Source organism: Stenotrophomonas sp. 05L44_2 (assembly GCF_056665995.1).
On record NZ_JBFTNR010000169.1, the window covers coordinates 1 to 6,343 of the forward strand.

The following is a 6,343-nucleotide window of genomic DNA, read 5'->3' on the forward strand; positions in this document are numbered from 1 at the left end:
CAAGGCGGGCAAGCCCGCGCCGAAGACCTACGGCCAGGACCGCGACATCAACGCGTGGAAGCGCCTGCTGGAGCAGAAGGGCATCGATGGCGTGATCATCGCCACGCCGTGGGAGTACCACGCACCGATGGCGATTGCCGCGATGCAGACCGGCGTGGCCGTGGGCTGCGAAGTGGTGGCCGGCATCACCCTGCAGGATCACTGGGACGTGCTGAAGACCCAGCTGAGCACCGGCACCCCGTACATGCTGCTGGAGAACGTCTGTTACCGCCGTGACGTGATGGCGGCCCTGCAGATGGTGCGGCAGGGTCTGTTCGGCGAACTGGTGCACCTGCAGGCCGGTTACCAGCACGACCTGCGCGGGGTGAAGTTCAACTCCGGCGACCCGAACCAGCCCTACGACAGCGGCGTGGAATTCGGCCCCAAGGGCTGGAGCGAAGCACGCTGGCGCACCGAACACTCGGTGGAGCGCAATGGTGAGCTCTACCCCAGCCACGGCATCGGCCCGTGCGCGATGTATACCGGCATCAACCGCGGCAACCGTTTCACCCACATCAACGCATTCGCCACCAAGGCGCGTGGCCTGCACGAATACACCGTAGCCAAGAGCGGCGGCACCACCCATCCGAGCACCAGGGTGAAGTTCAAGCTCGGCGACATCGTCACCACCACGCTGGCCTGCGAGAACGGCGAGACCATCCTGCTGCAGCACGACACCTCGCTGCCGCGACCGTATTCGATGGGCTTCCGCGTGCAGGGCACCAAGGGCCTGTGGATGGACGTGAACCATTCGATCCACATCGAAGGCCGCAGCCCGCCGCACCAGTGGGAAGAGTTCAAGAAGTACCAGGACCAGTACGAACATCCGCTGTGGAAGCAGAATGCCGACACCGCTGCCAGCGCCGGCCATGGCGGCATGGACTGGTTCGTGATCCATGCGTTCGTGGAAGCACTGAAGGCCAAGGCGCCGATGCCGATCGACATCTACGACGCAGTGACGTGGAGCGCGATTACCCCGTTGAGCGAGCAGTCGATCGCCAACAGTTTCCAGACGCTGGAGTTCCCGGATTTCACCGCGGGCCTGTGGCAGAAGCGCAAGCCGATTTTTGCGTTTGACGGAAAGTACTGAGGTCTACACCCTTCCACGCTGTGACGGAGACGCCGGGCATTGCCCGGCGTTTTTGTATCTTCGGGCCATTATCGATGGTTGGCGGTTATCAGAAAACTCTGAAATTCGACCCGCTCCACACTTTCTGACTTGAATGCGTAACCCACATCGGAGATAACGTCCCCATGCRGCCACGCCGCAATCCGGAACAGGGACGATCCGACGCAGGGCGGGAAAGGGCAATGGCTGCCCGAGCGCCTTCGTTCCTCCCGGTGCGGTAACCGCCCAGGAAGGAGAACAGGGATGTTGAAGCGATTGAAGGATCTGTCGTGCGCAGTGCTGGCGATGGCCGTGCTGGGGTGCGTGGGTACCACTGCGGTGCAGGCGCAGGAGGTGAAGAAGAAGTGGGAGAGCTACCTGTCGATGGGCCAGCCACGGGCCACCGAAGCTGCAGTGCAGAAGGACATCAGGGCCTTCTTTGCCCGGTACGAGGACGACAGGCCGTTCGTCTGGGAAGTGAAGCGGCAGCGCGTGCAGGCAAACAAAGTCATCTATGACTACCGGGCCAAGCCCGAGGCTATTGTCAGCACAGACTGGGTCTACGTTTACTCGGATCAGGAGTATGCGTCTGAAGATGAGGTCCGGGAGGCGATCCTTGGTCTCAACGCGAGCGACCCCCAATGTCCGGCAACCACGCTGACGGAGGAGGAGTGGGCTGAATTTCCAGGCCTTGGCGTCGGAGACGACGGAAGCATCACACACGAGGACAAGAAATTTCACTATACCCAGAATCGTTTCTACGCAGGTACACAGAGCTGCTCAGAGATGAAGGGATGGGAATACGTGCGCCGCGATAGGACAGCTGAGTGTCCGAATCGATCCGGTATGTTGTGGAATGAAGCCATCCAGATGTGCTCGCTGATTCAGCAGGATGAGCCGATGATGGCGCCAATGCTGGCGTATACGAGTACCCCGCTGCCGCCCCAGCAGTGCCCGGTGGGAAATCCGTGTGATCCGACAACGGGTGACAAGTCCCAGCCAGAATTCGATTTCGATTTCGGCTGGATCAGCTTCCGTCGCCATTATCATTCGCTTACCAGTACAGCGGGCGGAGCACTTGGGACTGGCTGGACGCACTCGCACAACCTGCGGCTCACAGCTGCGGTGGACGACTCGACATTCCCACCGAGCACCGATGTGAAGGTCGGGCTGATTGAGGAAAATGGCGGCCAGATTTCCTTCCAGAAGGTGGGGGCTCAGTACGAGGCAACGGATGGCAGTGGCGATCGTGCGGTGCAGCAAGGCAGTGGCTGGCTGTTGTCAAGGGCGCAGGAACGCATCGAGTTCGGCTCCGACGGGCTGATGCAGCGCCGCGACTTTGAAGATGGCACGTCATTGGTCTATGAGCGCGACGCTCGTGGCCGGCTCCTCGGCATCACCCATTCCTCTGGTCGTCGTTTGGATATCCAGTACGGTGCGCCTGGCGACGATGCGCTGATTTCGACGATTTCGGTAGCCGGTCAGGTCGTGGCCGCGTACGGCTATTCCGTGGCAGGCGAACTGACCACAGTCACCTATGCCGACGGCGGAGTAAGGACCTATCACTACGAAGATGCCCGCTTCCCTGGATACCTGACAGGCGTCACCGCCGAGGATAGCCGGCGCTATAGCTGGTTTGGCTACGACGCCAAGGGGCGTGTGACCTGCAGCCGTCATTCGGGCGACTGCACACAGGCGGATGTCGGCATTGATGGGGTGCGGCTGGATTACACGACCGCCGGCCCGGTCATCGTCACCGATGCACTCGGCAAGCAGAGCACGTACGCGCTTACCGCAAGCGGCACCAGCGGCCTGCCACGCAAGGTCAATGGCATCACCGACAGCAGCGGCACCGCCGGTCGTACCTACCTCCCAGAGGCCACGGACTTCCGCCGCCGCCTGCAGTCCTCGACCGACCGACGCGGCGTGGTCACCCAGTACGCCTACGCAGAGGCCAGCGACCCGGCCGCCGGTACAGTAGCCGTGACAACGACGACGGAAGCGGCGGGTACCCCCGAGCAACGCATCAGCGAGACGCGTGTCGCGCTCGACAGTAATCGCCTCGTGCAGCAGACGGTCGGCAACCAGGAAACCCGCATTGTCCGCAACGCGCGCCTGCAGCCGACCAGCGTCACCGTGCGCGATACAGCGACCAACCATACCCGCGTGACCACGCAGAACTATTGTGAAGCCGAAGGTCAGGACTGCCCGCAGGTGGGCCTGCTGAAAAGCATCGACGGTCCGCGTACGGACGTGGCAGATACCGTGACCTATGCCTGGTACACCGCCGACGATGCAGGGTGTGCGACCAACGGCACCTGTGCGTTCCGCAGGGGCGATCTGCGCAGCGTCACCAGTGCGTTGGGCCATACCGTTGAGACCCTCGCTTACGATGCCTTCGGGCGCCCGTTGTCAGTGCGTGATGCCAATGGCGCGGTGACCGACTACACCTATCACCCACGTGGCTGGCCGACGTCGGTCACCGTGCGTGGCGCCACCACTGCCGAAGATCGCAGCACCCAGCTGAGCTACTGGCCCACCGGCCAGGTGCAGCAGGTCACCGAGCCCGACGGCAGCAGCGTCACCTATGTCTACGACGCCGCCCAGCGGCTCACCGACATTGCCGACAGTGCGGGCAACACCATTCACTACACCTTGGACAACGCCGGCAACCGTCTGCAGGAAAACACGGTCGATGCAGGGGGTACGCTGCGCCGCACGCTGGCCCGTGTCTACAACACCCTCGGGCAGCTGACCGCGCTGAAGGATGCCGGCAACAACGCCACCGGCTTTGCCTACGACGCCAATGGCAATCCGCAGTCGGTCACCGATGCCCTGCAGCGGGTGACGAACCAGCAATACGATCCGTTGAACCGGCTGGCGCAGTCCCTGCAGGACGTGGGCGGTGTTGCTGCGAAAATCCGCAGCCAGTACAACGCGTTGGATCAGGTCACCCAGGTGACCGATCCCAAGGGTCTGCGCACCACCTACGCCTACAACGGCTTTGGTGATCTGACCGGACATGTCAGCCCGGATAGCGGGAACACTACTTTCACGGTTGACGCCGCTGGCAACCGCAAGACCCGCACTGATGCGCGCGGCGTGACCGCCACCTACAGCTACGACGCGCTCAATCGACTGGTCGGCATTGCCTATCCGGATCCCAACCTGGACGTGGGCTATCACTACGACACCGCACCAGCGGTATGTGCCAGTGACGAGCGTTTCGCCAAGGGTCGCCTGGGCCAGGTGCTGCACGCCAATGGCAGCACCGTGTACTGCCATGACCGCTTCGGCCAGGTCACCCGCAAGGTGCAGACGATCAATGGTGTAGCCAGCACCCTGCGCTATGCGTACAGCAAGTCCGGTCGCCTGACCACGTTGACCTACCCGGACGGAGGCGTGGCGGACTATGTGCGCGATGACCAGGGGCGGATCAGCCAGATCGGCCTGACCCGCCCTGGACAGGCCCGGCAGGTGGTGGTCAACAACGTGACCTACGCCGCCTTCGGGCCGGCGACCGGCTGGACCTACGGCAACGGCCGCCAGCTGCAGCGCCCGCTTGATCTGGACTACCGTCCGCAGGCGGTGCATGACCCCGCGGCGGGCGGTCTGTCACTGGGCTACGGCTACGATCCCGTCGGCTCGATCACCGAGCTGAAGAACGGCGCAGGCTCGGAAGTGCTGGCCAAGTATGCCTACGACACGCTCGGCCGACTGACCCAGACCCAAGACGGTGCGACGGGCACGCCGATTGAAACCTATGGCTACGACGCCACCGGCAACCGCACCTCGCTGACCACGTCGGCCGGGACCGCAAGCTATACCTATCCGGCTGACAGCCATCGACTGATTGCCGTGGACGGTCAGGCGCGCAACCAGGATGCCGCAGGCAACACCACCAGCATTGGCAGCAAGACGCTCGCCTACAACGATGCCAACCGCATGAGTGCGGTGAAGCAGGGCGATGCTGTGGTGGAGAGTTACGGTTACAACCACCGCGGTGAGCGCGTGCTGCGTGCGCCAGCCAGTGGCGATGCGCAGGTCACGGTCTATGACGAAGCCGGGCAGTGGGTTGGCAACTACTCGACGACCGGGCAAGCGCAGCAACAGGCGATCTGGCTGGACAACTACCCGGTGGCGTTGATCCAGACACCCGCCACGGGCGTGCCGGGGCTGGCGTACATCCAGCCCGATCACCTGGGTACGCCGCGTGTGGTGATCGACCCCATACGCGATATCGCGATCTGGGAGTGGAGCAGCAAGAGTGAGGTGTTTGGCGACCAGGCACCGGTCAATGACCCTGATGGGGATGGCGTGCTGTTTGAGCTGGCACTGCGCTTCCCGGGACAGCAGGCGACGAATGCGAGTGAGCTGTTCTACAACTATCAGCGCGAGTATGAGCCGGCRGTGGGGCGGTATTCGCAGAGTGATCCGATTGGCCTTAGTGGTGGGATCAGCACTTACGCCTACGCTGAATCCGGTCCTATGGAAAGGGATGACTCGCTTGGTCTCTGTCCCGGTTGCGTACTTGCTCGGCCTCCGGTCGTCGTTCGGCCCCCAGGTAATTCTGGTCGGGGCACTGGAGCTAGTGCAGGTGCGGGCAGATCGCACTCGTGGTACAGCCGGCCTCAGCAAAAAATTGCGCCTAAAGGAGGGAAGTCAAAAAATGACATACCATCTTGGGCGCGGGGGACAAATCCTACGAATGGGGAGACACCTGTTCAGTATGCCCAGCGAGTGTGCAAGGAGTTTGGTCAGGACCCCGGCAAAGGGCAGGGGTCAAACTTGAGCAAGCTAAAAAAATATGCGGAAACGCACTTCACTCCTAGCGGTGAGAAGCCCGGATTCTTTGAGGAATTCTTTTTCAATTTCAGTCAAGATCCTCTGATGGACGCAATTCCAGAAGAGCTCAGGGTTGATGGCGGCATTTAGGCGGGAGTTTGTGATGGCTGATATATATCCGGTTGGGGTTGCTGCGCATGGGAGAGTCGTCTGGTTTGCGTGGGTGTCCGATGACTATGATTATGTGCTATCAAAAAATGGGAGGCCTGTATCAGCCGGTAGCAAGGAGGATCTCGATTACGAAGTCGCTGCTTGCGACGGGACCCTGGACTGGGAGGGTGAATCGTTGCTCGACTTCGAATCCTTGATATCTTCGATTGATTCGGGAGTTGGAGTTAGCCCAGATGCTGT

The 6,343-nt window shown here is 61.9% G+C and carries 3 protein-coding genes; all 3 read left to right on the forward strand.

Annotated elements, in window-relative coordinates; all coding sequences use genetic code 11:
* On the forward strand, positions 1-1,129 hold a 1,129-nt coding region (locus AC1VAN_RS07895; protein WP_480985580.1), incomplete at its 5' end, for a Gfo/Idh/MocA family protein.
* A gap of 282 nt (positions 1,130-1,411) precedes the next feature.
* A complete protein-coding gene (locus AC1VAN_RS07900) occupies positions 1,412-6,082 on the forward strand; it encodes an RHS repeat-associated core domain-containing protein (protein ID WP_442251327.1) in 4,671 nt (1,556 codons plus the stop codon).
* Positions 6,083-6,155: 73 nt separating this feature from the next.
* Positions 6,156-6,343 (forward strand): hypothetical protein (locus tag AC1VAN_RS07905; RefSeq protein WP_480985581.1); only part of this gene is annotated, 188 nt, incomplete at its 3' end.